The organism is Nonomuraea sp. NPDC049655 (genome assembly GCF_044465465.1).
Lineage (GTDB): Bacteria > Actinomycetota > Actinomycetes > Streptosporangiales > Streptosporangiaceae > Nonomuraea.
Map to the genome: position 1 here is coordinate 372208 of NZ_JBITLS010000012.1, position 24470 is coordinate 396677.

Genomic DNA, 24470 nt, shown 5'->3' on the forward strand with positions numbered 1-24470 from the left:
TTGTGTAATACTCCTGGCTATGACCTTAGCGATCGACGGCTGGTTCGCCATCGACGGGGACGGCGCCACCCACCTCATCGGCACGGCCTGCCTGACCTGCGGGACCGTCGCCTTCCCGCCGCAGCCCGGCCTGTGCCGCAACCCGCGCTGCGAGGGCGAGGAGACGGCCGAGGTCCGGCTGCCGCGGCGCGGGCGCGTCTGGTCCTACACCGAGGCGTGTTATCCGCCGCCGGAGCCGTACGTGGCGGCGGAGCCGTACCGGCCGGTCACGCTGGCCGCCGTCGAGCTCGACGACGCCGGGCTGGTGGTGCTCGGCCAGGTCAGGGACCTCACGGCCGGCGACCTGGAGGTGGGCATGGAGCTGGAGCTGGTGCACGGGCCGCTGGCCGACGGGCCGCTGGTGTGGATGTGGGGGCGGGCCTCGTGAGCGCGGTGGTGGTGCTCGGCGCGGGCATGCACCCGTGGGGCAAGTGGGGACGTCCCTTCGCCGAGTACGGCGTCGCCGCCGCCCGCGCCGCCCTCCGCGACGCCGGCGTGGCCTGGACCGACGTCCAGTACGTGGTGGGGGCCGACACGATCAGGAACGGCTACCCCGGCTTCGTCGCCGGCTCCACCTACGCCCAGGCGCTCGGCTGGACGGGCGCCAGGATCGCCTCCTGCTACGCGGCCTGCGCGTCGGGGGCCCAGGCCGTGGACATCGCGCGGACCAGGATCATGGCCGGGCTGTGCGACGTCGCGCTCGTGGTGGGCGCGGACTCCACCCCCAAGGGCTTCTTCAAGCCGGTCGGCGGCGACCGGCACGACGACCCCGACTGGCTGCGCTTCCGCCTGCTCGGCGCGACCAACCCCGCCTACTTCGGCCTGTACGCCCGCAGGCGCATGGCCCTGTACGGCTCCACCGCCGACGACTTCGCCGCCGTCAAGGTCAAGAACGCGCGCGCCGGCTCGCTCAACCCCATGGCCCGCTACCGCCGCCCGGTCACGGCGGAGGAGGTGCTCGCCTCGCCCATGGTGGCCGACCCGCTGCGCCTGATGGACATCTGCGCCACCTCCGACGGCGGCGCCGCGGTCGTGCTGGCCTCGCAGGCGTACGCCAGGCGGCTCGGCGCGACGGCCCCGGTGCGCCTGGCCGCCGTCTCCACGGTGACCCCGATCTTCCCCAACACGATCCTGGAGCTGCCGAACTTCGCCACCGAGTCCTGCGCCGCCGTTCCCGCGCCCGAGAGGCCCTTCAGGGCCGCGATCGCGCACGCGGCCTACGAGGAGGCCGGCCTGGGCCCCGAGGACGTCTCCTTCGCCGAGGTGTACGACCTGTCCACCGCCCTGGAGCTGGACTGGGTCGAGGACGTCGGCCTGTGCCCGCCGGGCGAGGCGGACAAGCTGCTGCGGGCGGGCGAGACCGCGCTCGGCGGCCGGGTGCCGGTCAACCCGTCGGGCGGCCTGGCCTCCTTCGGCGAGGCGATCCCGGCCCAGGCGATCGCGCAGCTGTGCGAGCTGACGTACCAGCTGCGCGGCGCGGCGGGCGGGCGGCAGGTGCCGGGCGCGCGCGTGGGCCTGGCGGTCAACCAGGGGCTGTTCGGCCACGGCTCGGCGATCGTGGCCACCACGTGACGAGGCCCTCCGGGAGCGTCTCCCGGAGGGCCTCACGATCGCTCGCGGTCAGCCCGCGTGCACCACGTCGTGCGTCTCGGCGAAGTGACAGGCGCTCTCGTGCCCGGTCCCCGTCCGGATCTGCAGCAACGGCTCCTCCTCCGCGCAGATCTCCTGCGCCTTCCAGCAGCGGGTGCGGAAACGGCAGCCCGACGGCGGGTTGGCGGGCGAGGGCGGGTCGCCCTGCAGGATGATCCGCTCGCGCTGCTCCCGGCCCTCGGGGTCGGGAACCGGCACCGCCGACAGCAGCGCCTGCGTGTACGGATGAGCGGGCTTGTCGTAGATCTCGACGTCCTTGCCGAGCTCGACGAACTTGCCCAGGTACATCACGCCCACCCGGTCGGAGATGTGGCGGACCACCGACAGGTCGTGGGCGATGAAGATGTAGGCCAGGTTGAACTCGTTCTGCAGCCGCTCCAGCAGGTTGATCACCTGGGCCTGGATCGACACGTCCAGCGCCGAGACGGGCTCGTCGCAGACGATGATCTCCGGCTGCAGCGCCAGGCCGCGGGCGATGCCGATGCGCTGCCGCTGGCCGCCCGAGAACTGGTGCGGGTAGCGGTTGATGTGGTCGGGGTTGAGCCCGACGACCTCCAGCAGCTCCTGCACCTTGCGGCGGCGGTCGCCCTTGGGCGCCACCTCCGTGTGGATCTCGTACGGCTCGCCGATGATGTCGCCGACGGTCATCCGGGGGTTCAGCGAGGTGTACGGGTCCTGCATCACCATCTGGATGTTGCGGCGCATGCGCTTGAGCTCGCCGCCCCTGGCCTTGGCGATGTCCTTGCCGTTGATCTTCACCGACCCCGAGGTCGGCCGCTCCAGCGCCATCAGCACCTTGGCCAGCGTGGACTTGCCACAGCCCGACTCGCCCACGATGCCCAGCGTCTCGCCCCTGTTGAGGTCGAACGAGACGCCGTCCACGGCCTTGATCGCGCCGATCTGCTTCTTGAGGACGATGCCCTGGGTCAGGGGGAAGTGCTTGACCAGGTCGCGAACCTCAAGGATGCGCTCACTGCCGTTCGCCATCGAGGACCTCCCTCCAGTAGTGGCAGGCGCTGCCACGCGTGCCGCTGATCTCGTAGAGCTGGGGGGCGGCGGTCACGCAGTTGTCCTGCCGGTACGGGCACCGGGGATTGAACGCGCACCCGCTCGGCAGGTCGAGCAGGTTGGGCGGCAGGCCCTTGATCGCGTACAGCTCCTGGCCCTTGAGGTCCACCCGGGGGATGGACTCCAGCAGGCCCTTCGTGTACGGGTGCGCCGGCGCCCGGTAGATGTCGTGCACGGGGGCGTTCTCCACGATCCGGCCGGCGTACATGACCGAGATCTTGTCGGCCACGTCCGCCACGACGCCCAGGTCGTGGGTGATCAGGATCATGCCCATCTGGCTCTCGCGCTGCAGCTCGGCCAGCAGTTCCATGATCTGCGCCTGGACGGTCACGTCCAGGGCGGTGGTCGGCTCGTCGGCGATCAGCACCTCGGGGTCGAGCGCGATCGACATCGCGATCATGATGCGCTGCCGCATGCCGCCCGAGAACTGGTGCGGATAGTCGTTGACGCGCTGCCGGGCGGCCGGGATGCGGACCTTGTCCATCAGCTCGACGGCCTTGTTCATGCCGTCGCGCTTGGACATGCCGCGGTGGACCCGGAACATCTCGCTGATCTGCCAGCCCACGGTGAACACCGGGTTGAGCGCCGAGAGGGCGTCCTGGAAGACCATCGCGATGCGCTGGCCGCGCACCTGGGTGCGCGCGTCCTCCGAGAGCTTGAGCAGGTCGGTGCCCTTGAAGCGGATCTCGCCCTTGGGGATGACGGCCGGCGGCATGTCCAGGATGCCCATGATCGCCTGAGCGGTCACGGACTTGCCCGAACCCGACTCGCCGAGCACCGCCAGCGTCTCACCGGGGTTGACCGTGTAGCTCACGCCGTTCACCGCGCGCACGACGCCCTGACGCGTACGGAACTCCACGTGCAGATCGTCAACCGCGAGCAGCGGTTCGTCGCCCAGCCCTCCCTCGGCGGGCAACACGTCTGTCGACGTCTTCTTCACTTGATCCCCCCTTCTACCTGAGCTTCGGATCGAGAGCGTCGCGCACGGCGTCGCCCAGCATGATGAACGCGAGCACCGTGATGCTCAGGAACAGGGCCGGGAAGAACAGCGGCAGCGACGCGTCGAGGAACCGCGGCCGGGCGTCGGCGATCATGAGGCCCCACGAGATGTCCGGCGACTGCACGCCGACCCCGAGGAACGACAGCGCCGCCTCCGCCGCGATGAAGCCGCCCAGGTTGATCGTGCTGACCACGATCACCGGCGCCAGCGAGTTCGGCAGCAGGTGCTTGAACATGATGCGCCACTGGCCCGCGCCCACCGACCGTGCGGCGACCACGAAGTCCTGGCTCTTGGCCGTGATCACCGAGGCCCGCATGATGCGGAACACCATCGGCCAGCCGAGCACCGCCAGCGCCGCGATGACCAGCAGGATGCTGTTGATGCCGCTGTCGCGGAAGGTGGCGGCGATCAGCAGGGCGCCCAGGATCGGCGGGATGGCGAAGAAGATCTCGGTGACCCGGGAGGAGACCGAGTCGATCAGACCGCTGCGGAAGCCGGCGAACAGACCGAGCAGGCCGCCCACGATCATCGTGATGATCGTGGTGGTCACGCCGATCACGATCGAGTTGCGGGCGCCGTAGATCGTCCTGGCGAACACGTCACACCCCTGGCTGTCCTTGCCGAACGGGTGCCCCACGCTGGGGAGCTGCCGGGCGGTGGACAGGTCGCAGGTCTGGGCGTTGGTCGGGTCGATCGAGGTGAACAACGACGGCCAGAACGCCATGACGAGCAGGATCGCGATCAGCACCGCGGAGATGATGAACATCGGCCGGCGGCGCAGGTCGTACCAGGCGTCGGTCCACAGGCTGGCGGGCTTCTCCTGCTTCTGCTTGCCGCGCCTGCCCTGCTTGTCGGGGGACGGTGGCGCCGGGGCCTCCGTGACCAGCGACTTCGCTTCCGGCAGCATGGGCCCGACGTTTGCTTCGTTACTCATAGCGGATCCTCGGGTCGAGCACTGCGTACAACATGTCGACGACCAGGTTGGCCAGGATGTAGATCAGCACCAGCACGGTCACGATGCCCACGACGACCGGCTGTTCTCGCAGCAGGATCGAGTTGAACAGCTGGTTGCCGATGCCCGGCAGGTTGAAGATCGTCTCCGTGATGACCGCGCCGCCCATCAGGTTCCCGAGGTCGGCGCCGAGGTAGGTGACCAGCGGGATCAGGGCGTTGCGGAGCCCGTGCCTGCCGATGACGCGGCGTTTGGCCAGACCCTTGGCGGTGGCCGTGCGGATGTAGTCCGCGCGCAGCGTCTCCACCAGGCTCGTCCGCGTCAGCCTGGTGAGATAGGCGATCGACGTGCCGGCGAGCACGAAACCGGGCAGCAGGTAGCTGCGGAACCCGGCCGAGATGCCGGCCACGGGGAAGATGTCGCTTCCCGTCCACAGCTTGAGCTTGACTCCGAGCACGAGCTGCAGCACGAAGCCCGTCACCAGCGTGGGGACGGAGATCAGCAGCAGCGTCGAGGCGAGGATGGCGGTGTCGGAGGCCCTGCCGCGGCGCAGCGCCGCCCACAGGCCGAGGCCGACGCCGATGATGGCCTCCATGACGAGCGCGGTCAGCGCGAGGTTCAGCGTGACCTGGAACTTGCCGGCCATGAGCTGCGAGACCGGGATCCTGGAGAAGGTGGTCCCGAAGTCCCCGTGGAGGAGCACGCCGCTGAGGTAGTACCAGTACTGCAGCAGCAGCGGATCATTCAGGTGGTATTGGTCGCGCAGGACCTCGGCCACCGCCGGGTCCAGGCGCTTCTCGCCCGCCAGTGCCTGGATGGGGTCGCCGGGCAGGGCGAAGACGATCGAGAAGATGAGTAGCGTGGCGCCGAGCAGGACGGGTATCGCCTGCAGCAGTCGCCTGATGACATAACGGCCCATTCAAGCCCTCCGGTACATGCGTGGAGGCAGTCACCCTCGTAGCCGCGGTTTGCCCGGCCCCAAAGTGACTGCCTCCAAGCTCAGTCCTCCGATGGGCGGACGGCAAGAGCCGCCCGCCCGGCGAATGACGTCAGGCCTTCTCGACGTCAGACCACTGAACCTGGTTGAGCAGGTTCAGCTTGACGCCCTTGACCTTGGTGGAGTGGCCGAAGTTGCTCCGGTAGAAGTACACCGGGATGTACGGCATGTCCTTGATCAGGATGTCGTCGGCCTGCTGGTAGAGCTTGAGGCCCTCGGCGGCGTCGGCGGCCTGGTCGCCCTTGGCGACGATGTCGTCGAACTCCTTGTTCTCGTAACCGCCGTAGTTCGAGCCGGTCGAGATGGCCTGGGTGCCGAAGATCGGCGTCAGGTAGTTCTCGGCCGACGGGTAGTCGATCGACCAGCCCATGCGGAACAGGCCCTTGTACTTCTTGGCGTCCAGGTCGTCCAGGATGGCCTTGAAGTTCTCGAACGGCTTCGGCGTGACCTCGATGCCCAGGTTGGCGCGGAGGTTGTTGGCGACGGCCTCGATCCACTCCTTGTGGCCGCCGTCGCCGTTGTAGCCGAGCTCCAGCTTGGCCGGGCCCTTGGCGTCGGCGTAGAGCTTCTTCGCCTCGGCCGGGTTGTACGTGCAGGCCGTGCAGGCGCCCTGACGGTAACCGGGGATGGCCGGGTTGATGAAGTCGTCGGCCGGGGCGCGGGTGCCCGCGAAGACCGTCTCGGTGATGGTCTTGCGGTCGATGGCCATGGAGATGGCCTTGCGCACGTCCGGGTTCTTGAACTCGGGGTTGTACTTCAGCGGGACGCCGATGTAACCGACAGAGGCGTCGGGCTCGTCGAAGTAACGGTCGCCGAGGACGGACTTGGCGGTCGCGATCGCCGAGGCGGGCAGCGAGTCGTCCACGTCCAGGTTCTCGGCCTGGAGGTCCTGGAAGGCGGTCTCGGCCGAGCTGTAGATCTTGAACTGCAGCTTGGTCCAGTTCTTCGGCTTCTGGCCGGGGAACTTGTCGTAGACCGTCATGTCGATGGTCTGCGCGCCGCCCTTCTTGTAGGGCTTGTCGACCTTGAACAGGCCCTGGCCGATCGGCTGCTCGCCGTAGGCCTGGGTCACCTTGCCGTCGGCGCCGAGCGCGGAGGCCGGCAGCGGGTAGAAGGCGGTGTACCCGAGCATCGTCTTGAACTGCGAGAACGGTGCGGACAGCGTCACCTCAAGGGTGCTGTCGTCGACAGCCTTGAGGCCCTTCATCTCCTTGGCCGTCGGCGTCTTGCCCTCGCCCGGGTGGACGTCGGCGAAGCCGTCGATGCGGGAGAAGAAGGCGGAGGAGCTCATGGCGTTGTCCTGGTTGGCGCCATAGTTCCAGGCCCGCGCGTAGTCAGCCGCGGTGACCGGCTTGCCGTCGTGCCAGGTGTAGCCGGACTTGAGCTTGATCGTCCAGACCTTGCTGTCCTGGGTGGTGATCGACTCAGCGGCCTCTTCAACCGGCTGCTTGTTCTCGTCGTACTTGACGAGCGGCGAGAACACCGCGGCGAGGACTTCGGAGCCCTCGGTCTCGGTGGTGTTCAGCGGGTTGAGGAGCTCCTGAGGCTCACCGATCTCCATGCGGACCGGCGTTTCGCCGCCGCCCGCGGCAGTGCCGCCGTCCGAGGCACCGCCGCCACACGCGGCAACCGCGAGGGCGAGCAGCGCGGTACCGGCGACGATCTGTGCGCCCTTAGTAACACGCATGGTGAAAAAAATCCTCCCTCTACAGGTGGGCGACAGCGCTGAGCTGCGGTGATGGTAAGCAGCCTGACGGGGGGTTCCTGGTATCCCCCGGATTTGGCTGACATGGTCAAACCAGCCGACGCCCTGCCAGTCGATCGCGACTATCCCTTACTACTTGCCACCAGCGAGTCTCTGGCGCGTTGCAGTTCGGTCACACGTGCGCCAATCCAGCGTCACAGACATTCTTCCTATAAGACTACAAACACCCCAGGGATGCTCAAACAGGTCAAGCCTCGACGTGAACAGCGGATGAAAATTACCCCCTACAGGACCGTGGTCGCGCCCTTCCCGCCATGGCCCGCCTCGCTGGGCTACGGTTGAGCGAGTCTTGACGGCACCTTGGAACCTGGCGCCCCAAGACTCCGTCCAAGCATCTGCCGCGTCCCTCGCGGCAGGCACCCCACCGACCTGGATCCAATAGAGTCCTAGCCATGAGCCAGCCGGAATCCGCTGTCGCGGACGCCCAGGCGGGCGGCCGAAGCGGGCAGGAGCCGCTGGCCAAGCTCGCCGAGAGATACGGACTTCGCCGTGCCATCGCGCGGCCGAGGTTCCCTGTCTATCTGCGCCAGCTCTGGGAGCGGCGACACTTCATCCTGACGTACGCGACGTCCCGCAACGTCTCGAAGTACTCCAGCTCGGCCCTGGGCCAGCTGTGGCAGGTGCTGACCCCCCTCCTGAACGCCGGCATCTACTACGTGATGTTCGGCGTCATCCTGGGCGGCCGGGGCGGCATCGAGAACTACCCGGCCTTCCTGCTGACCGGGATGTTCGTCTTCACCTACACCCAGCGCGTGGTCACGGCGGGCGCCAAGTCGATCTCCGGCAACCTGTCGATGATCCGCGCCCTGCACTTCCCGCGCGCGTCGCTGCCGCTGGCGTACACGATCCAGGAGCTGCAGCAGCTCGCCATCTCCATGGGCGTGCTCCTCGTCATCGTGACGGCCACCGGCGAGTGGCCCACCTGGTTCTGGCTCATGATCCCGGTGGTGCTGGCGCTCCAGACGATGTTCAACATCGGGGCCAGCCTGGTGATCGCCCGGATGGGCGCCCAGATGCGCGACCTCAACCAGTTGCTGCCGTTCATCACCCGCACCTGGCTCTACGCCTCCGGCGTCTTCTTCTCGATCCAGGACAAGGTGGTCGGGTCCGCGAAGCTGCCCCAGTGGGTCGCCGACGTGATGTACCTGAACCCGACGGCTTCCTACATCGAGTGGATGCGCGACATCCTGATCAAGAGCTACCACCCGCAGAACGGGCACTACCCGCCGACCATGGTGTGGGTGTCTTGCGTATTCTGGGCAGTGTTCTCACTCGGCTTCGGCTTCTGGTACTTCTGGCGGTCCGAGGAGAGGTACGGGCGTGGCTGAACTGACCGAGGAGCTGTCACAGGTGAAGGGCGAGGAGCCCGGCGTCCCCGGCAAGGACGTGAGGGTGCACCCCAACCCGGAGCCCCGGGGCAAGAGTCCGCTCGACGTTCCCACGGGTACCCCGACCGTCATCGTCGACGACCTGCACATCGTCTACCGCGTCTACGGCACGGCCACCGACAACGAGAAGGGCAACGCGGTCAACGCCCTCACGCGCCTGCTGAAGCGCCAGGGCCGTCCGCAGATGAAGGAGGTCCACGCCGTCAAGGGCGTGACCTTCGTGGCCTACCACGGCGACGCCATCGGCATCGTGGGCCGCAACGGGTCGGGCAAGTCCACGTTGCTGCGCGCCATCGCCGGCCTGCTCCCGCCGCACGAGGGCGCCGTCTACACCGACGGCCAGCCCTCGCTGCTCGGCGTCAACGCCGCGCTCATGCGCGAGCTGACCGGTGAGCGCAACATCGTCCTCGGCTGTTACGCCATGGGCATGACCCCGGCGGAGGTCAAGGAGAAGTACCAGGAGATCGTCGACTTCTCCGGCATCGACGAGTTCGTCCAGCTGCCCATGTCCACGTACTCGTCGGGCATGGGCGCGCGGCTGCGCTTCGCCATCTCCTCGGCCAAGACCCACGACGTCCTGCTCATCGACGAGGCCCTGGCCACGGGCGACCGCGAGTTCCGCAAGAAGAGCGAGGCCCGCATCCGGCAGATCCGCGAGTCGGCCGGCACGGTCTTCCTGGTCGCCCACGACCTCAAGGTCATCGAGGAGACCTGCAACCGGGTCATCTGGCTGCACAAGGGCAAGATCCGGATGGACGGCGACCCCAAGGAAGTCATCGCCGCCTACAACAAGGGCTGAGCCCGCCCGCTTTTCGATCACCTGCGCGAAACGTGGGTGACTCGCGCGCCGAAACACTGACAGCGTGACTGCCGTTCCGATAGTATTCGAACGCGAATTCGATCCAAGGAACGCTGATGGAGTGGGGGCGCGCGATGGGAGAGCTTTCGGCCGCGATCGACCACCTGGCCATCGAAGACGTGGCCGAGATCCCCAGGATGCAGCTCGCCGAGCAGCTGCTTGAGCTTCACTGGCAGATGGCCCGGTTGCAGGCCCAGATAGCCCGGCGCACCGGCGTCCGGCTGCCCTAACGGCCCGCGCCGGACAAGGGGGGACAAAAGAAGGCCGCCGACCCCGTGGCGGGGCCGGCGGCGGGCTCGGCGCGGCGCCGCTGCCCTGCAGTCAGCGGCGGCTCGCGCGCGTGAACCTCCGGGCTGGAGCGCATCCGCCCAGACCCGTGGCGGGCCCGTCCGCCCGAGCGGCGGACCCGCGACCGACGCGCGGCAGTGCCGTCGGGGCGCTCGGCACCTTGTGAGCGCACCCCATCGGCCTGTCCTGTCGGTGCGACGACGCCCCCGTGGTTCCGCGGGCGTCCACCGACGCCGGGGAGAGCGGGAACCCGCCGTCGCGGGAACAACCTGGCACCTGAACGCGGGCCACCTCACGGCCGTCACGGCCGGTTCGCGAGCGTCGGCACCTTGGACGCCGGCGAACCGTCGCACGGCCCTCGGCGGGGCCGCGTGCGCGCGTCGTCACGTCATGTCCGGGACGCGCCCGCGCGGGTCACGTCCGCGACACGTCCGGGACGCGCCGCGCTCGCCTCAGTCGCGCACCCAGGAGCCCCGCACCGAGCTCGTCAGCGCGTCGCTGCTCCAGCCGAGGGCGGAGACCATGTCGCTGTAGGAGCCGGCGGCCTTGGAGCCGTTGGCCGAGACGAAGCCCGCGGTGTCCTGCATGAGCGGGGTGATCTCGTCGACGGACGCGGTCCTGGTGGTGCCCGGCAGCGCCTCGACGACCGGCGCGGCCTCGACGGGGGCGACCTGCCCGACCATCGGCGCCAGCTCGCCGCCGGACGCGTGCGGCAGGGCCATCCTGGCGGCGCGGGTGAGCCCGCCCATCCCGGACTCCATGGACAGGTCGCGCAGGCCCTTGGTGGCGCCCGTCATGCTCGTGGTGGCGGTGCCGGCCGTGCCGGAGCCCGTGCCGGGCAGCAGCGCGCCGCCGCCCACCTTGCCCATCGCGCCGCCGACCGAGGCCCCGGCCAGGGCGGTCATCGTGTCCATGGCGCCGCGCAGCGGGGCGCTCGTGCCGGTGAGCCCGCCGTTGCTCTGGGGCGCGCCCTTGACCAGCGGCTGCGCCATGCGGGCGCCGCCGAGCAGCGGCAGCGACTTGGCCAGGCCCCGGCCGCCGCCGCCGATCGCGCCGCTGCCGAGGATGGGCGACAGCTCGGGCAGCGGGCCGCTCGCCTGGGTGACGTCCTCGGCCGCGTTCGGCGTCATCGCCAGGCTGGCGCGCCGGTTCTCGTCGGCGATGTCGCGCGCCCTGGCCTCGCCGGCGGCGTCCGCCGCCTTGGCCTTGTTGGCCCCCGTCAGGCCGCCGAGGCCGCCGCCCAGGCTGCTGAGCAGCCCGCCGCCGAGCAGCCCGCCGAGCAGGTCGAGCGGGCCTCCGCTGGTGCCCCCGCCCAGGCCGTCCAGCGGGACGATCTTGGCGGTGTGAGTGAATTGAACTTCTGCTTGAGCTGGCACGGCCAAAGCCGCCGCCAAGCCGAATGCTGTGACGGCAACGGCCGCCTTGACTACTCGATTCATGATTGCCTTCCCGGCTCGTGATCGATCGCTCTCGAATGCGGTGGAAATGCGAATCGATAACCCCCGAATGCCGTGGCGCACACGCTATGGGCACCACACGAAGCGTGCTGTCACGGCTGAGCTACGGAAGCAGTTGTATCACTCACGGTGATCGCCCGCAGGCGGCCGGAAAGCCCATGTAGCAGGGTTTGCAGCCCGGTTACCGAGTAAAGGGGGAGCGTTGAGCGGAGAGACAAAACGGGAAATACCCCGGTTTTGATTTCGATTCCGCGCGGACCCGATCGCCATCGGGACCGCGACACCGACGTGCGCCCGCACGGCCCGCGAACAAGTGGTCGCATTAACAAATGTCACGGGCCGGGGGCGCACAATTCAGGGACGGTGGCGCGAGAACGCGACCACTCAGATGGGCAGCAAGGCGTCGGCCGGCTCGAACGGAAAACGCTCGGCGAACGCCGGCCGCAGATCCGTCAGCCAGACCGCCGACGGGTCGTACCGGGCGAAGAACGGCCGCCCGACCAGCTCCGGGTCGCGGGCCTGGATGAGATGCAGCACGAAGACGCGCTCACCGGCGATCTCGGTCACGCCGTCCACGCACACCTTGCCCGGCGTGGCCGACATGGACGGCCCCCGGACCGTACGGCAGAGCCCGGAGACGGTCGAGTAGGCGTCCCTGAAGATCTCGTACGCGCGGGCCAGCGGGACCGCGAAGTAGTCCTGCGGCCCGGTGTCGCGCTCGACGAACATGTAATAGGGAATCAGCCCCATCCGAAGCTGCCGCCGCCACATCGACGACCACACGGCTGGATCGTCGTTGATGGACCTGATCAGCGGCGCCTGGGTCCTGATGGTGGCCCCGCTGCCGAGGATGCGTTCGACCGCCGACTCCACCAGCGGCGACTCCAGCTCCCGCGGATGCGAGAAGTGGGCCATGAACGCCAGGTTCTTGCCGGCCTTCACCACCTCCTGGAACAGGCCGAGCGTGGCGTCGGCGTCGGGATCGGTGGTGAAGCGCTGCGGCCAGTAGGCCAGCGCCTTGGTGCCGATGCGGATCGATTCGAGCTGGTCGAGGCCGAGCAGCGGCTCGATGTAGCGCCGGATGACCGGCTCACCCATGATCATGGCGTCGCCGCCGGTGATCAGGACGCTGGTGACCTCGGGGTGGTGGCGGATGTAGGACACCATCCGGTCGATGTCGTCGGAGGCGAACTTCAGGTCCGCGTCCCCGATGAACTGCGCCCACCGGAAGCAGTAGGTGCAGTAGGCATGACAGGTCTGCCCCTGTTTAGGGAAGATCAGCACTGTCTCTGGATATTTGTGCTGCATGCCGGGCACCGGCTCGTCGCCCATCCGCGGGACGTTGAGCTCCTTCTGCCCGGCGGGATGCGGGTTGAGCTGCGCGCGTACGCGGTTGGCCTCGGCCTGGACCTCGCTGTTGGGCGCCTCGGCCTTGAGCAGATCGGCCAGCCTGGCCACGTCCGCGGCGGGAAGCATGTCCTCCTGTGGGAAGACGAGGCGGTAGATGGGATCGTCGGGCGCCGCCGACCAATCTATGAGTTCATCCACGACATAGGCGTTCGTCCGGAAGGGCAGCACCGTGGCCACGGCGCGGACCCTCAGCCGCTCCTCGTCGTCCAGCCCCGCCCGTCGCAGGAGCTCGTCGAGGTGCTTGGACGTGTACGCCTTGAAGCGTCGGGTACCTGCCTGGTTCAAGATCACTAGGCCTTTCCCATCTTTTTTGTTCGATCGCGTGTAAACCTCACGACCCAGTCGCGCGTCTACGGTTCTTAATATCCGGACGCGACGCGCCGCGTCCCCGGTTCCACTGGGCTCCAAGTTTCCTTGCAGGTTTGACACTCGCGACATATCGCGATTCGACATACACTGATTCATCGTGACCGAGGATCTCGACCTGCGCGCCTCCGACGCCGACCGCGACCGCGTCGCGGCCCTGCTGGGCGACGCGCTCGCCACCGGAAGACTCACCAGCGTCGAGCACGCCGACCGTCTGGAGATCGCCTACACGGCGAAGACGATCGGCGAGCTCGTCCCCCTCACCCGGGACCTGCCCCAGGTGTCCGCCCCGTCCGCCCTGCCCGAGGCCATCGAGCACCAGGTGATCAGCTCGAAGTTCAGCAAGATCGTGCGCAAGGGGCGCTGGGTCGCCTCCCGGCGCACCAAGCTGTCGGCCCGCTTCGGCGCCCTCGTCATCGACCTGTCCGACGCCGTGCTCCCCGGCCGGGAGATCACCATCGAGACCGACGCGAAGTTCAGCAAGATGATCGTCCGGGTGCCGGAGAACGCCCACGTGATCGACGAGGGCAGCTCGATCTTCGGCAAGCGCAACGTCAGCGGCGGCTCGGCGGGTGACGGCCCGCTGATCCGGGTCACCGGCTCGTCGAAGTTCTCCAAGGTCGTCGTGACCCGCGGCCTCGACGACTGGAACCTCCACTGACGGGCCCCCGCGACTGGAACCGCCGCGCCGGGGAAGCAGGGAGGTCCACCCGCCGGTCGACCTGACATCCGGCCTGCCTACGATGCGGACATACACGAGCCCGCGTACCGGCCCGGCCGGGCGACGGCGGGCTCGTCTGTCCCACGAGGTGACCATTGTCCGACAGCAGGCCCGTCGCGCTTGACGCCATGGGCGGCGACCACGCTCCCCACGAGATCGTGGCCGGCGCGGTCCACGCCGTACGGGAGCGCAAGCTGCCCATCGTGCTCGTCGGCTCACCCCGCATCCTGTACGAGGCCCTGGCCGACCACGACGCCACCAAAGAGGTCCCCATCGTCCGGGCGGAAGAGGCCCTGGCCATGGACGAAGGCGCCCTGGCCAGCCTGCGCCGCCCGCGCTCCAGCATCGCCATCGCCTGCCACCTCGTCCGCCGCGGGGACGCCTCGGCCGTGGTGTCGGCCGGCTCGACCGCGGGCATCGTCGCCACCGGCAGACTCCGGCTCAAGGCCCAGCAGGGCGTCCTGCGACCGGCCATCGCCGTGGCGCTCCCGACGCTCCCCACCCCCACCCTCCTGGTGGACGCCGGCGCCAACGCCGAGGTCAAACCGGAGATGCTGGTGCAGTTCGCCCACCTCGGCGCGGCCTACGCCGAGCTGGCCTACGACATCCCCGAGCCCCGGATCGGCCTGCTCACCATCGGCAGCGAGGCGGAGAAGGGCAACAAGCTCGTCAAACGCGCCCACGAACTGCTGCAGTCCTCCCCCGGCATCCGCTTCACCGGCAACGTCGAGGGCCACGACCTGCTCACCGGCAAGGTCGACGTCGTCACCACGGACGGCTTCACCGGCAACGTCGCCCTCAAGACCATGGAAGGCGCGGTCCGGTACGCCTTCGGCGAGCTGGCCGAGACCATCGGCGAGAGCAGGATCGCCAAGTTCGGCGCGCTCATGCAACGCGGCCGCCTGCGCGAGCTGCGCCGGCGCCTCGACGCCGAGGCCCACGGCGGCGCCGTCCTGCTCGGGCTGAACGGGACGGTGGTGATCGCCCACGGCTCCTCCAGGGCGCCCGCGATCAGCGCCGCCTGCCAGGTCGCCGCCGACCTCTCCGCGGGCGGCGTCGTCGCCAGGATCGGCGACCGGATCGCCGCCACGCATCGCTCACACAGACTCTGGTGACGCCGTAGTGTGTGAGACCGATCCACAGGAACGGGGGAAATGTGGACGGCCTCACCTCAGCACAGGTCGCGGGGGCGAAGACCAACGAGGTGCCGCGGCGGTCGAGCAGATCGCTCAGCGCGATCATCAGGGCGAACGTGTTCACCCTGTTCAACCTGGTCATCGGCGTGCTCTGGGCGCTGATCCTGATCTTCGGCGAGTGGCAGGACGGCCTGTTCGGCCTGGTGATCGTGGCCAACGCGCTGATCGGCATCGTCCAGGAGCTGCGCGCCAAGCGCACCCTCGACAAGCTCGCCGTGATCAACGAGGCTCCGGTCCGCGTCCGCCGCGACGGCCGTGAGCAACAGGTCGAGCCGCACCGGGTCGTCCTCGGCGACCTGGTGCTGCTCGGCTCCGGCGACCGCCTGCTGGTCGACGGCGAGGTCGTCGGCTCCGACGGCCTGGAGGTCGACGAGTCGCTGCTGACCGGCGAGGCCGACCCGGTGCACAAGAAGCCCGGCGACCAGGTGTTGTCGGGCAGCTTCGCGGTCGCCGGCGCCGGCGCGTACGTCGCCACCCGCGTCGGCACCGACGCCTACGCCGTGCGGCTGGCGGAGGAGGCCAGCAAGTTCCACCTCGCCCACTCCGAGCTGCGCGAGGGCGTGGCGAACTTCATCAAGTACATCACCTGGCTGGTCGTGCCGATCGGCGCCCTGCTGATCTACAGCCAGCTGCACAACTCCGCCGACTTCTCCACCGCCATCACCGGCGCGGTCGCCGGCATCGTCACCATGATCCCCGAGGGCCTGGTGCTGATGACCTCGATCGCGTTCGCCGTCGGCGTCATCCGCCTCGGCCGGCGCAAGTGCCTGGTCCAGGAGCTGCCCGCGATCGAGGGCCTGGCCAGGGTCGACGTGCTCTGCCTGGACAAGACCGGCACCCTCACCGCCGGCGGCATGGACCTCGACCAGGTGCTCCCGCTGCGCGACGGCCAGCCGGTCGAGCCCGCGCTGGCCGCGCTGGCCCACCTCGACGCCCGTCCGAACGCCACCGCCCAGGCCATCAGGGCCCGCTACCCCGCCCCCGCCGACGGCTGGTCGGCGACCTCGTCCGTGCCCTTCTCCTCGGCCCGCAAGTGGAGCGGCGCCGACTTCGGCGGGCACGGCGCCTGGCTGCTGGGCGCCCCCGACGTGCTGCTGCACGACGGCGACGGCTACGACAGGGCCGCCGAGCTGGCCGCCACCGGCACCCGCGTGCTCGTCCTGTGCCGCACGCCCGACCTGCGGGCCGCCCAGGACGGCGGGCCCGTCGAGGCCGTCGCGCTGGTCACCCTCAGGCAGCGGATCAGGCCCGACGCGCTCAAGACCCTCGGCTACTTCGCCCAGCAGGGCGTCACGGTCAAGGTGATCTCCGGCGACAACCCGGAGGCGGTTTCCGCCATCGCCATGAGCCTGAAGATCCCCGGCGGCGACCGTTCCATCGACGCCAGGACGCTCCCCCACGACGACCCCGTCAAGCTCGGCGAGCTGCTCGACTCCCACACCGTGTTCGGCCGGGTCAGCCCGCAGCAGAAGCGGCAGTTCGTCGGCGCGCTGCAGGCCCGCGGGCACACCGTGGCCATGACCGGCGACGGCGTCAACGACGTCCTCGCGCTCAAGGACGCCGACCTCGGCATCGCCATGGGCGCGGGCAGCCCGGCCACCAAGGCGGTGGCCCAGGTGGTGCTGCTGGACGACAAGTTCGCCACGCTGCCGCACGTCGTCGGCGAGGGCCGCCGGGTGCTGGCCAACATCGAACGCGTCTCCAACCTCTTCCTCACCAAGACCTTCTACGCGATCGTGTTGTCGCTGGCCGTCGGCGTGGCCGGGGTGATGTTCCCGTTCGCGCCCCGCCACTCCACCCTCACCAACGCGCTGACCATCGGCATCCCGGCGTTCTTCCTGGCGCTCGCGCCCACTGTCGAACGGGCGCGGCCGGGGTTCGTCCGGCGGGTGCTGCGCTTCGCCGTGCCGGCGGGGGTGTTGTGCGCGGTCGCGGTGCTGCTGTCGTTCTGGGCGGCGCACAGCGGCACCTCCACCCTGACCGAGGACCAGACGTCCGCGGTGATCACTCTCTTCCTCACCACGTGGTGGGTGCTCGTGCTGATCACCAGGCCGCTCAACTGGTGGCGGATCACGCTGCTGGCGTCCATGGCGGGGCTCTTCGCGCTAGCACTGTCGCTGCCGCCCGTCCGGCGCTTCTTCGCCCTCGCCCCCGGCGACCTCAGCAATGACCTGACGGCCGTCGGCATCTCCCTGGTGGCCGCTGTTGCGATCAGCATCGCGGTCAAGGTCGCCGGTACCCTTAGAACATGACCGACCCGCAGATAGTGCTCACCGAGCGCGTCCAGCAGGCGCTGGCCAACGCGTTCGGCGCCGAGCACGCCGACGCAGACCCGCTGATCCGGCCCTCCCAGTTCGCCGACTTCCAGGCGAACGTCGCGATGAGCCTGGCCAAGCGCCTGCGACGGTCCCCGCGGGAGGTCGCCGAGGCGATCAAGGCCGAGCTGTCCGACTTCCCCGGCACGGTCGAGGTCAGCGGCCCCGGCTTCCTCAACATCACGCTCGCCGACTCCTGGATCGAGTCCCAGGCCGCGGGCATGCGCGACGACCAGCGCCTCGGCGTCGGCACCAGCACGCCCGCGCAGACCATCGTGATCGACTACTCCGCGCCCAACGCGGCCAAGGAGATGCACGTCGGCCACCTGCGCACCACCATCGTCGGCGACTCCCTGGCCCGCCTGCACGAACACCTCGGCAACAAGGTGATCAGGCAGAACCACCTCGGCGACTGGGGCACCCCGTTCGGCATGCTCATCGAGCACCTGCTCGACATCGGCGAGCCGGCCGCGGTCGCCCAGCTCGAAGCGGGCATGGGCACCGAGTTCTACCAGGCGGCGCGGGCCAAGTTCGACGCCGACGAGGGGTTCAAGCAGCGCGCCCGGGTCCGGGTCACCACCCTCCAGTCGGGCGACCCGGCCACCATGCGCCTGTGGCACGTCTTCATGGACGCCACCGTCCGCTACTTCAACAAGGTCTACTCCCTGCTCGGCGTCACGCTGACCGACGCCGACCTCGCCGGCGAGAGCATGTACAACCCCATGCTGGAGAAGACCTGCGCCGACCTCGAGTCGTCGGGCGTCGCCGTCCACAGCGAGGGCGCGCTCTGCCTGTTCCCGCCCGGCTTCACCGGCTCCGACGACAAGCCCCTGCCGCTCATCATCAGGAAGAGCGACGGCGGCTACGGCTACGCCTCCACCGACATGGCGGCGATCCGCTACCGCGTCCACGACCTGAAGGCCGACCGCATCCTCTACGTGGTGGGCGCCGACCAGGCGCTGCACTTCCGCATGGTGTTCGCCTCCGCGCAGATGGCCGGCTGGCTGCCTGACACCGTCTCGGCCGAACACGTCCAGATCGGCATGATGCTCGGCAAGGACGGCCGCCGCTTCAAGACCAGGTCGGGCGAGTCCATCAAGCTGATGGACCTGCTCCAGGAGGGCGTCGAGCGGGCCTCGGCGGCCATCGCCGAACGCGGCTACGACGAGGCCACCCGCAACGAGATCGCCCTCGCCGTCGGCATGGGCGCGGTCAAGTACGCCGACCTGTCGGTCAGCCACGACAGCGAATACGTCTTCGACTACGACCGCATGCTGGGCTTCACCGGCAACACCGGCCCCTACATGCAGTACGCCACCGCCCGCATCCGGTCCATCTTCCGCAAGGCGGACATGGAGCCGGCGGCCGCCACGTCCCCGATCCTGCTGGCCGAGCCCGCCGAGCGCGCCCTGGCCCTGCACCTGCTCGGCTTCGGCACGCTCATCGAAGAGGTCACCGCCCGCTCCGAGCCCCACCGGCTGTGCAACTTCCTCTTCGAGACGTCGAGCCTGTTCAGCACCTTCTACGAGCAGTGCCCGGTGCTGCGGTCCGACGTCGAGCCCGAGACCCGCGCCTCGCGGCTGGCCCTGTGCGCGCTGACGCTGCGCGTGCTCGAAACCGGCCTCGACCTTCTGGGCGTCCCCGTCCCCGACCGTATGTAACAGGCAGTTGGCTCAAAGTCTCCCGTTCCGTCATGGGCGCGCCTCCACCGGGTTGGCGCGCCCTAACGGCTAGGCTTTACGCGGTCATGAACTGAGGCCGAAATGGGGGAGTTCTCTGCCTTGAGCACGGACCTGACTGCGAGCCCCCAAGCAGCGACGGAGTTGCAACGCTACGCCGAGGCGCTGCTGGCGCACCTCGCCGCCAATGGCACCGCTCCTCCCGCCGCTCCGGGCTTTCGCGACATACCCGGCCACTGGCTGCCCCCTGCCGTCGAAGCGCTGGTCGCCATCCTCGCCGGCGACGACCCGCTCGAACCGCTGAGCAGGGCCGCCGGCCGCGACCAGCAGCAGACCGCGCTCTTCCTGTGCCTGGCCCTGGCGGTGTCCGGGCAGGGCAGCCGGATCCACGCCTCCTGGCTCGGCACGGCCTTCGGCGAGCTGTCGCTCGACCGTCCCGTCACCCACGGCCAGCGCTCGCTCTGGCTGGCCGCCGCCCGCGGCGCCTACGGCCCGGCCGGCAAGATCTTCGTGCTGCGCAAGCTCGACGCGCTGGCCGTGCAGGAGCACGCCGACGTCGAGGAGTGGGTGCAGGCGCTGGTGCCCGGCGAGCCCGCGGTCGTCGTCCCGCCGTCGCTGGCCGACTTCCCGGAGATGGCCGAAATCCCCGATCTGGCCCGTCCGGCGGTCGCGGCCGCCCGCCTGGCCAGGCTGCGCGGCCGCTGCGCCGAGATCACTTCGGCCCGGCAGGCCGACCACGACTCCGCCGCCCCGCTCAGCAACAGCTCGGCCAGCCCGGCCGCGTCCTGGGCGGAGGACGAGCCGCTGGCGGTCCTGCGCGCCCAGATCGGGCAGGGCGGCCCGGCCGGCCCGATGGCCTCGCTCATCTCCCACCTGCTCGACGACCTGCGTCCCGGCGCCGACCCGCACCTGGCGGCCATCGCCCTGCACGTCGCCGCGCCCATCCTGCGCGGCCTGGCCGAGGAGCTCGAAGCCGACAGCCGGCTGACGCCGCCGGCCACGCTGACCGTCCCGCTGCTCGGCCACCGCATCCACCTGCGCCCCGAAGGCCCCGACGAGACCTCGATCGCCACGGCGGAGCACGCCATCCTCACCGAGGGCGTCGTGCCGCGCGGCCGGCCGTGGGCCGCGTTCGTGCTGATCGTGGCGGGTGTCGCGTGCCTGGCCGGAGCGGCGTTCAGCGCCTCGCTCCTGCTGGCCGCCGCCGGGGTGGCCATGCTCGGGCTGGGCGGCTGGCAGCTCTGGCAGCGCCACAAGACCATCGTCGCCGACGCCCGTTACGTGGCCGGCCAGGTCAACGAGCTGAAGGAGCTGGCCGAGGGCGCCGTCTGGGCCCTGCACGCCTACGCCAGAGAAGCGGACGCACGCGCGAAACAGGCCGCTGACGATGCAGCCGAGCTCACCCGGCTGATTCGTCGCGGCCCGCGCGCTGCTTAGACCCGATCAGGTCGTCTCGATCTCCACGTGCGCCGGCGCGAGCAGGAACACGCGATCGGCGATGCGCTCGATCCGACCCTCGCAACCGAACGCGAGCCCGGCGGCGAAGTCGACCATCCTCGTCGCCTCGGGCATCGCCATGCCCGTGACGTCCATGATCACCGTCTGCCCGTCACGGAAGTGCTGACCGATCAACGGTGCGTCGTTGTACTTGAGCGGCTGGACCATGACGATTCGCGACGCGTCGACGTTCGCGCGCCACCGCCGGGCGGCCCGCTCCGTCGCCGGAACGTACTCGTCCTCGTAGTGCTCGTCGTCGTCATAGCCGTCGTCGTAGTGATCGACCCCGCTCAGGCCAAGGTAGTTCACCACCTTGCGCACTGCCCCCATCGGCTTGTCCTTTCCTCAGGAACTCACCGTAATCGGCACGTCCCTACACATTGGACGGTAACCGACGATTCCGCATTCGCCACGCGACACGCCCAGCCCTAATTCCATTTTGTACGGCTTGCAACCCGCTTGCATCTGGATATCCGTCCCCCCGTATAGCATCGGCCACATGCGCCTGTTCACTGTAGACGCCTTCACCGACACAGCTTTCAAGGGTAATCCCGCAGGTGTCTGCCTGCTGGACTCTCCGGTTACTGATGGGTGGATGCAGAGCGTAGCCGCCGAGATGAACCTCTCCGAGACCGCCTTCCTGCTCGGCGATTCCCTGCGGTGGTTCACCCCTGTGGTCGAGGTCACTCTCTGCGGTCATGCCACGCTGGCGACCGCTCACGTTCTGTATTCGACCGGCGCCGCGACCGGCCCCGTCGAATTCCGCACGGCCGGCGGAACGCTAACGGTGAATCGCGCCGCCGGAGACCTCATCACGATGGATTTCCCGGCCAAGGAGGTGACGCCCGTCACGGTTCCCGACGGCCTGGAGAAAGCGCTCGGAGCCACCCCGCTGCGGGTCGGGAAAAGCGACCTGGACCTGCTGGTCGAGGTCGATTCAGAGGAGACGGTACGCACCCTGCGCCCCGACATCCCGGCCCTGTCGGCAGTGGAGGCGCGCGGCGTCATCGTCACCGCCCGCGGCACCGGCACGGATTTCGTCTCACGATTCTTCGCTCCCCAAGTGGGCGTCGCCGAGGATCCGGTGACGGGTTCGGCACACTGCGCCCTGTCGCCGTACTGGTCCGCGCGGCTCGGCCGCACGGCTCTGACCGGTGCGCAGCTCTCCGCCAGAGGCGGCCTGGTCCACACCCGCCTCGACGGCGACCGCGTCCACCTCGCCGGCCATGCCGTGACCATCCTCACCGGCACACTCCTCACGCCCAGGTAAAAACTTCCTTACCCTCCTTGCTTCCCCCCACTCGGCTGTCTAACCTACAAATCGAGTTGGAGGTTAGCTACCACGACAGAAGCAGGAGGTTCGGAACCATGCTGCTGACTACGATCGACCCGTTCTTCCAGGAGTTCGAGCGCCAGTTCAACCGGCTGGCCCGCCAGACCTTCGACAACGGCGGCGCCGCCACGATGCCGATGGACGGCCTGCGCCGCGACGACGACGTCGTCCTGCGCTTCGACCTGCCCGGCATCGACCCGGACTCCATCGAGGTGACCGTCGACCGGGGCGTCCTCACCGTCAGCGCCCGTCGCGAGGAAGAGATCTCCGAGAACGAACGGCTGTTCGTCCGCGAGCGCCCGATGGGCACGTTCACCAGGCGCGTCTACCTGTCGGAGCACCTCGACAGCGACCGCATCGACGCCGGCTACGCCAACGGCGTGCTCACCGTGCGCATCCCGGTCCTCGAACGCGCCAAACCGCGCAAGGTGGAGATCCGGCGCAACGACACGAAGGCCATCCGGGCCTGACCCGGCACCGGGGGCGGGGCATCCCGGCCCCGCCCCCGAACCCCGAGGAGGCCACGATGCCCGCGCTGCCCTTCGACGACGAACACGCCCCGCTCTACTCCCTGGGCCAGGTCGCCGAGATGCTCCAGGTCCGCCAGGCCTACCTCCGCCGCCTGGACGAACACGACGTCATCAGCCCGAGCCGCTCGTCCGGCGGCCAACGCCGCTACTCCCGCAGCGACATCCTGATCGTCCAGCACGTGACCGACCTCGCCGACCAGGGCATGACCCTGATCGCCATCCGCCGCATCCTGGAACTCGAACGCGAACTCGCCGACGTCCGCCGGCAACTCAAAGAAGCCCGCGCCCGCCTCGGGGACCCCACCTAGCATGCGGCGCCCCTGAGCGAGGTGCGCTTCCTCTCCTCTCCTCCACAAGGCCAGCGGACCCCTGGGCGATCGCGACGACGAGCACCAGCCCTCCAGGGCCTGCCCAGACCGCCAACGCCGAGCTGCCCGCCCTCCACCATCCCCACCGCCTGCCGCATCACCGCAGGTAGTCACGACCCCCGCCCACCGCCCACCGGCTACCGGCTACCGGCTACTGGGTCAAGCATCGCCCCCAGACCCCCGCCACCGGGTCGCCCCAGGCACAAACGCCACCCCGTCTTGTCGGGCATAGGATGCGCCCTTACCGCACCGCCGCCGGACCCCGACAGGACTCGCCCGCCATGAACCCCCACCACGAACACCTTCGCACCCGGTTCCGAACCGCTCCGCTCCAACCCCCGCCCCCACCCTGGCGCCCCCTGCCGCCAGTAGCAGTCGGAGGCTTGACCGGCGTCGGCTTCGCCGTACACCCCGAATCGGGCGAGGACCTCATCCTCGTGACCTCTCACCAGGGACGCGGCGTCCTCAACTGCGTCACCGGCCGGCGCACAGCGCGCGATCCCGACCCAGAACCAGCCTGGCCGGACGACTACACCCTCACCTGCCAAGGCATAGGACCTCTGACAGGCACCCCCATCAAGATCTCCGGCCTCCTGGGCGGCGGACTGCACACGACCACCACGAATGGATGGTCCGTCGATGTGGTCACCCCCGACTGGCCCATCGCAAGCGTCCTGCTGTCCAGTGGCGGTGACCCCTACCGCGACGAACCCGGATCAACCTGGTGGCACATCCACCGCGAAGAGGGCTGCGAGCTCCGCACAGCCGGCTTCTCCCCCACGGGCCGCACCCTGGCCATCGCCTCCAGCTGCACACTGACCCTCTTCGCCCACCCCTGACATCCAGCCAACTGCCATGGCCTCAGAACGGCCAGTCTGCCGAGCCTCATCAAGCTCGCGCTGACACCCAGCCCAGGTCCCATGCCAACACCAGCCCGGCTCCTGGAGTGCACAGCTACGCCACCAGTCCGGACAGTTGAGCGGGGACATCCGACAGGCCGGCAACAGCACTGATGGGCGTGGCCGACAGAGACAAAGCCCCAGGCATGAGCAGGACTTCGGCGACAGCACCTCGTTCTGGTCATCGCGAAGTCCCGGTCACCGCCGAAGGCAGGTCTGCCTCTATGGCGCGGCCCCCACGGCTCGCTATTGGCTGTTGCAGCTGCCAGGAGCCGCTCGTAGGGGCGCGCAACACCCTGACAGTGTCTCCTCCCCCGCAGAGTGACGCCGAAGTGTCAGCGTACTCATTGGTGTGCAGACCTGAGTACGGACAAGCGTGCAGACCCTAAGTCTCCAAAACGGGCCGGCTCGGACTGACCAGAGGCGGAACCGACTGGAATCCACCTAAGGCGCCACCTGCCCCTTGCGACAGCGCACCTCCAGGCGCCCCACCGGCCCGGGGGTCCAAGGGTCCACTGGGCCCGCCACGAGCCGGCCCCCCTGAACCGAGGCCGTCCACCCCCAGCACCCGCCACACCCGGAATGGAAGAAACACCCTGGAAATGCAGAAAGGGCCCCGACCGAAGTCGGAGCCCTTCCCAAAGATTGTCCGGCGGTGACCTACTCTCCCACACCCTCCCGAGTGCAGTACCA

Annotated in this window: 22 protein-coding genes; 14 read left to right on the forward strand and 8 right to left on the reverse strand. The window is 69.2% G+C overall.

The window, feature by feature from the left end:
* Nucleotides 1–19 precede the first annotated feature (19 nt).
* Nucleotides 20–427 (forward strand): Zn-ribbon domain-containing OB-fold protein, encoded by a 408-nt coding sequence (locus ACIBQ6_RS35620; RefSeq protein WP_397217324.1) that lies wholly within the window; start codon nucleotides 20–22, stop codon nucleotides 425–427.
* 26 nt (nucleotides 428–453) lie between these two features.
* Entirely contained in the window at nucleotides 454–1611 is a 1158-nt protein-coding gene (locus ACIBQ6_RS35625) for a lipid-transfer protein (RefSeq protein ID WP_397217346.1), read from the forward strand.
* 48 nt (nucleotides 1612–1659) lie between these two features.
* Here ACIBQ6_RS35625 and ACIBQ6_RS35630 read toward each other — a convergent pair whose 3' ends face one another.
* The 5 genes from ACIBQ6_RS35630 to ACIBQ6_RS35650 all read right to left on the reverse strand — a co-directional run bounded on the left by ACIBQ6_RS35630 (nucleotide 1660) and on the right by ACIBQ6_RS35650 (nucleotide 7393).
* Nucleotides 1660–2676 (reverse strand): dipeptide ABC transporter ATP-binding protein, encoded by a 1017-nt coding sequence (locus tag ACIBQ6_RS35630; RefSeq protein ID WP_352361743.1) that lies wholly within the window; start codon nucleotides 2674–2676, stop codon nucleotides 1660–1662.
* Nucleotides 2660–3697, reverse strand: a complete 1038-nt coding sequence (locus tag ACIBQ6_RS35635; protein WP_352361745.1) for an ABC transporter ATP-binding protein — start codon at nucleotides 3695–3697, stop codon at nucleotides 2660–2662. The genes ACIBQ6_RS35630 and ACIBQ6_RS35635 overlap by 17 nt, the downstream gene beginning before the upstream one ends.
* A 13-nt stretch (nucleotides 3698–3710) precedes the next feature.
* Complete coding sequence (locus ACIBQ6_RS35640) at nucleotides 3711–4691, reverse strand: ABC transporter permease (protein ID WP_358298721.1); 981 nt, start codon at nucleotides 4689–4691, stop codon at nucleotides 3711–3713.
* A complete protein-coding gene (locus tag ACIBQ6_RS35645) occupies nucleotides 4684–5628 on the reverse strand; it encodes an ABC transporter permease (protein WP_358298719.1) in 945 nt (314 codons plus the stop codon). Before ACIBQ6_RS35645 ends, ACIBQ6_RS35640 begins: the two co-directional genes overlap by 8 nt.
* A 130-nt stretch (nucleotides 5629–5758) precedes the next feature.
* Nucleotides 5759–7393: an ABC transporter substrate-binding protein gene (locus tag ACIBQ6_RS35650; protein ID WP_358298717.1), complete on the reverse strand. Its 1635-nt coding sequence runs from the start codon at nucleotides 7391–7393 to the stop codon at nucleotides 5759–5761.
* 470 nt (nucleotides 7394–7863) lie between these two features.
* Here ACIBQ6_RS35650 and ACIBQ6_RS35655 point away from each other — a divergent pair, with 470 nt between their 5' ends.
* From ACIBQ6_RS35655 to ACIBQ6_RS35665, 3 genes are all read left to right on the forward strand, one after another.
* The gene (locus ACIBQ6_RS35655; protein WP_352320850.1) at nucleotides 7864–8799 is read left to right on the forward strand and encodes an ABC transporter permease; all 936 of its coding nucleotides are present in this window, start codon (nucleotides 7864–7866) and stop codon (nucleotides 8797–8799) included.
* Nucleotides 8792–9658, forward strand: a complete 867-nt coding sequence (locus ACIBQ6_RS35660; RefSeq protein ID WP_352320848.1) for an ABC transporter ATP-binding protein — start codon at nucleotides 8792–8794, stop codon at nucleotides 9656–9658. Before ACIBQ6_RS35655 ends, ACIBQ6_RS35660 begins: the two co-directional genes overlap by 8 nt.
* A 134-nt stretch (nucleotides 9659–9792) precedes the next feature.
* Entirely contained in the window at nucleotides 9793–9948 is a 156-nt protein-coding gene (locus ACIBQ6_RS35665) for a hypothetical protein (RefSeq protein WP_185845322.1), read from the forward strand.
* A gap of 510 nt (nucleotides 9949–10458) precedes the next feature.
* Here ACIBQ6_RS35665 and ACIBQ6_RS35670 read toward each other — a convergent pair.
* Both ACIBQ6_RS35670 and ACIBQ6_RS35675 read right to left on the reverse strand, forming a co-directional pair.
* Nucleotides 10459–11382 carry a hypothetical protein gene (locus ACIBQ6_RS35670; protein WP_387681374.1) on the reverse strand — a complete coding sequence of 308 codons (924 nt, stop codon included), beginning with the start codon at nucleotides 11380–11382 and terminating at the stop codon, nucleotides 10459–10461.
* 465 nt (nucleotides 11383–11847) lie between these two features.
* Nucleotides 11848–13164 (reverse strand): lysine 2,3-aminomutase, encoded by a 1317-nt coding sequence (locus tag ACIBQ6_RS35675; RefSeq protein WP_358298713.1) that lies wholly within the window; start codon nucleotides 13162–13164, stop codon nucleotides 11848–11850.
* Nucleotides 13165–13339: 175 nt separating this feature from the next.
* Here ACIBQ6_RS35675 and ACIBQ6_RS35680 point away from each other — a divergent pair, with 175 nt between their 5' ends.
* From ACIBQ6_RS35680 to ACIBQ6_RS35700, 5 genes are all read left to right on the forward strand, one after another.
* Nucleotides 13340–13900: a DUF1707 domain-containing protein gene (locus ACIBQ6_RS35680; RefSeq protein ID WP_352361759.1), complete on the forward strand. Its 561-nt coding sequence runs from the start codon at nucleotides 13340–13342 to the stop codon at nucleotides 13898–13900.
* Between the two features lie 155 nt (nucleotides 13901–14055).
* The gene (gene plsX / locus ACIBQ6_RS35685) at nucleotides 14056–15075 is read left to right on the forward strand and encodes a phosphate acyltransferase PlsX (protein ID WP_358298711.1); all 1020 of its coding nucleotides are present in this window, start codon (nucleotides 14056–14058) and stop codon (nucleotides 15073–15075) included.
* Nucleotides 15076–15116: 41 nt separating this feature from the next.
* On the forward strand, nucleotides 15117–17408 hold the full coding sequence (locus tag ACIBQ6_RS35690) for an HAD-IC family P-type ATPase (RefSeq protein WP_358298709.1): 2292 nt from the start codon (nucleotides 15117–15119) through the stop codon (nucleotides 17406–17408).
* The gene (gene argS / locus ACIBQ6_RS35695; RefSeq protein ID WP_358298708.1) at nucleotides 17405–19132 is read left to right on the forward strand and encodes an arginine--tRNA ligase; all 1728 of its coding nucleotides are present in this window, start codon (nucleotides 17405–17407) and stop codon (nucleotides 19130–19132) included. The genes ACIBQ6_RS35690 and argS overlap by 4 nt, the downstream gene beginning before the upstream one ends.
* Before the next feature lie 162 nt (nucleotides 19133–19294).
* Nucleotides 19295–20587 (forward strand): hypothetical protein, encoded by a 1293-nt coding sequence (locus ACIBQ6_RS35700; RefSeq protein ID WP_387681387.1) that lies wholly within the window; start codon nucleotides 19295–19297, stop codon nucleotides 20585–20587.
* A gap of 6 nt (nucleotides 20588–20593) precedes the next feature.
* On the opposite strand, the gene ACIBQ6_RS35705 is transcribed toward ACIBQ6_RS35700, so the two are convergent.
* Nucleotides 20594–20977, reverse strand: coding sequence for a cell division protein SepF (locus ACIBQ6_RS35705; RefSeq protein WP_352320833.1), 384 nt, complete (start codon nucleotides 20975–20977; stop codon nucleotides 20594–20596).
* A gap of 169 nt (nucleotides 20978–21146) precedes the next feature.
* Between ACIBQ6_RS35705 and ACIBQ6_RS35710 the strand changes: the two genes are divergently transcribed.
* From ACIBQ6_RS35710 to ACIBQ6_RS35725, 4 genes are all read left to right on the forward strand, one after another.
* Nucleotides 21147–21917: a PhzF family phenazine biosynthesis protein gene (locus ACIBQ6_RS35710; RefSeq protein WP_397217328.1), complete on the forward strand. Its 771-nt coding sequence runs from the start codon at nucleotides 21147–21149 to the stop codon at nucleotides 21915–21917.
* A 98-nt stretch (nucleotides 21918–22015) separates the two neighbouring features.
* Nucleotides 22016–22450 (forward strand): Hsp20/alpha crystallin family protein, encoded by a 435-nt coding sequence (locus ACIBQ6_RS35715; protein ID WP_397217330.1) that lies wholly within the window; start codon nucleotides 22016–22018, stop codon nucleotides 22448–22450.
* Between the two features lie 56 nt (nucleotides 22451–22506).
* A complete protein-coding gene (locus tag ACIBQ6_RS35720; protein WP_397217332.1) occupies nucleotides 22507–22818 on the forward strand; it encodes a MerR family transcriptional regulator in 312 nt (103 codons plus the stop codon).
* Nucleotides 22819–23261: 443 nt separating this feature from the next.
* Nucleotides 23262–23717, forward strand: a complete 456-nt coding sequence (locus tag ACIBQ6_RS35725) for a hypothetical protein (protein WP_397217334.1) — start codon at nucleotides 23262–23264, stop codon at nucleotides 23715–23717.
* The last annotated feature ends 753 nt before the right edge of the window (nucleotides 23718–24470 follow it).

What these genes read in the sequence shown, in the direction of transcription:
- ACIBQ6_RS35620 (WP_397217324.1), top strand. Translation starts at nt 20, where the DNA reads ATGACCTTAGCGATCGACGGCTGGTTCGCCATCGACGGGGACGGCGCC.
- ACIBQ6_RS35625 (WP_397217346.1), top strand. Translation starts at nt 454, where the DNA reads ATGCACCCGTGGGGCAAGTGGGGACGTCCCTTCGCCGAGTACGGCGTC.
- ACIBQ6_RS35630 (WP_352361743.1), bottom strand. Translation starts at nt 2,676, where the DNA reads ATGGCGAACGGCAGTGAGCGCATCCTTGAGGTTCGCGACCTGGTCAAG.
- ACIBQ6_RS35640 (WP_358298721.1), bottom strand. Translation starts at nt 4,691, where the DNA reads ATGAGTAACGAAGCAAACGTCGGGCCCATGCTGCCGGAAGCGAAGTCG.
- ACIBQ6_RS35645 (WP_358298719.1), bottom strand. Translation starts at nt 5,628, where the DNA reads ATGGGCCGTTATGTCATCAGGCGACTGCTGCAGGCGATACCCGTCCTG.
- ACIBQ6_RS35650 (WP_358298717.1), bottom strand. Translation starts at nt 7,393, where the DNA reads ATGCGTGTTACTAAGGGCGCACAGATCGTCGCCGGTACCGCGCTGCTC.
- ACIBQ6_RS35655 (WP_352320850.1), top strand. Translation starts at nt 7,864, where the DNA reads ATGAGCCAGCCGGAATCCGCTGTCGCGGACGCCCAGGCGGGCGGCCGA.
- ACIBQ6_RS35665 (WP_185845322.1), top strand. Translation starts at nt 9,793, where the DNA reads ATGGGAGAGCTTTCGGCCGCGATCGACCACCTGGCCATCGAAGACGTG.
- argS (WP_358298708.1), top strand. Translation starts at nt 17,405, where the DNA reads ATGACCGACCCGCAGATAGTGCTCACCGAGCGCGTCCAGCAGGCGCTG.
- ACIBQ6_RS35705 (WP_352320833.1), bottom strand. Translation starts at nt 20,977, where the DNA reads ATGGGGGCAGTGCGCAAGGTGGTGAACTACCTTGGCCTGAGCGGGGTC.
- ACIBQ6_RS35710 (WP_397217328.1), top strand. Translation starts at nt 21,147, where the DNA reads ATGCGCCTGTTCACTGTAGACGCCTTCACCGACACAGCTTTCAAGGGT.
- ACIBQ6_RS35715 (WP_397217330.1), top strand. Translation starts at nt 22,016, where the DNA reads ATGCTGCTGACTACGATCGACCCGTTCTTCCAGGAGTTCGAGCGCCAG.
- ACIBQ6_RS35720 (WP_397217332.1), top strand. Translation starts at nt 22,507, where the DNA reads ATGCCCGCGCTGCCCTTCGACGACGAACACGCCCCGCTCTACTCCCTG.